Here is a 1,720-nt window from a genome sequence, read left to right as displayed (position 1 = left end):
GGGGCGCTGGCTGCGAGCAGCAGAACCTGCGCTCCGCTGGCTGCAAGCGCGTCCGGCCCGCCCTCGGGCCTCTGGACCTCGAGCGGCCCTTCGATATCCGCCGCACCTACTGGACGCTGGGCTCCCAGCAGGCGGGCGCTTGGCGCTTCGACAAGCGTGCGATCCGGAAGATCTGGATGCAGAGTCTGCGCCATCAGGGCCTGCCCAGTACTGCCCGCGTTTCGGCGGCCTCTTCACGGCCTTTGCGCTGCTGCCGGACTCGGTGAGTTGCGGTCCGGAGGAGGCATGGCGGCTGACCGAGGCGCCTCCCGCACTGGAGGACTACGGCGAAGGGATCGCGCCCACTCAGGCCGCTGTTCCTCGCGACGTGCCGATTCCCAGGGGTTTCCGGCGGATCAAGGTGTAGGGCTCGCGGCCTGAGCTTGTTCTGGTGAGCGAGCCCCCGAATCGAGCTCTCACATTAATGTGACAACGCGGCGCTATGGATGCCGAGCTATGGGTCTACCTGGAGGGCTTCCTGAGCGCGGAGCCGCCGCCTCCGCCGCCCGCGGGGTTCGTGCAGATCCCCGCGGGCAGCTTCCTGATGGGCGCGCCCGCCGATGAGCTGGGCAGTAGAATCGATGAGCGCCCCCAGCACACGGTGACCCTGACGCGCAGCTTGCCCCCAGCACACGGTGACCCTGACGCGCAGCTTCTACCCGCAGTCCACCAAGGTGACCAATCAGCAGCACCTGGAGGGGCACCGTCCCGAGTCCTGTGGAAAGCCGCAAATGGCGTAGTCTCCGGGTGTTGACCCAACCCCGCGCGGATGCGCGGGAAGACCGGAGGACTACGCCATGGACAACGATACCCCAACGACCCCCTGCATGCCACTGCCTGCTGCTGACCTGCGCGAGCTGATCCGCGGCCGGCTCCGTGAGGCGATCGAGCAGCTCCTCGAGGACGAGTTGGCGCTTGCCCTGGGCGCGGCGCCCCGAGAGCGGACCGCCGATCGCGGTGGCTACCGCAACGGCGCGCTGACCCGGAGCCTGACGACCGAGTGCGGCCCTCAGGACTTGCGGGTTCCCCGTGGCCGGCTTTTCGCCGCCGAGGGCCACGCGACCGAATGGCGCAGCGAGCTCTTGCCCCGCTACCAACGGCGGACGCGGCGCGTGAATGAGGCGATCCTCGGCTGCTATCTCGCCGGCGCCAACAGCCGGCGGATTCGGCGCGCGTTGGCGCCGTTGCTGGGCACGGAGAGCCTGTCCAAGAGCGCCATCTCGCGCCTGGTGCAGACGCTGAAGACCCACTTCGAGTCCTGGCGCGGACGGGACCTGAGCGGCGAGCCCTGCTGCTACCTGTACCTGGATGCAACGATGCTGCCGATTCGGCTGGCCCGACGCGTCGTGCGCATGCCCGTGCAGGTCGTCATCGGGGTCCGCCCCACGGGGGAGAAGGCCCTCGTCAGCCTGGACATCGCCGGCAGCGAGTCGACACTGGCCTGGCAAGCCGTGATCGAGCGGCTGAGCGGCGGCGGGCTGCCGGCGCCGGCCCTGGCGATCATCGACGGCAACCCGGGGCTGCGCCGCGCGCTCAGCGAGGTCTGGCCGCAGTCGCGCGTCCAGCGCTGCACGAAGCACAAGCTGGAGAATCTCCTGGCCAAGGCGCCGCGGCATGCCCAGGCGGAACTGCGGCGCGACTACCAGGCGATCATCGGCGCCGAGGATCTGCAGGCTGCGCA

Annotated in this window: 2 protein-coding genes; both read left to right on the top strand. The window is 69.7% G+C overall.

The genetic code is table 11. From position 1 onward, the window contains the following. Window positions 1-139: 139 nt before the first annotated feature. On the top strand, window positions 140-406 hold the full coding sequence (locus FJ251_16135; GenBank protein MBM4119229.1) for a hypothetical protein: 267 nt from the start codon (window positions 140-142) through the stop codon (window positions 404-406). A 430-nt stretch (window positions 407-836) separates the two neighbouring features. Further along, on the top strand, window positions 837-1,720 hold an 884-nt coding region (locus tag FJ251_16130), incomplete at its 3' end, for an IS256 family transposase (GenBank protein MBM4119228.1).

The organism is bacterium (assembly GCA_016873475.1).
GTDB lineage: Bacteria > Krumholzibacteriota > Krumholzibacteriia > JACNKJ01 > JACNKJ01 > VGXI01.
The sequence above is the reverse complement of the archived record's forward strand: the minus strand, read 5'-3'. Positions and strand labels throughout refer to the sequence as shown.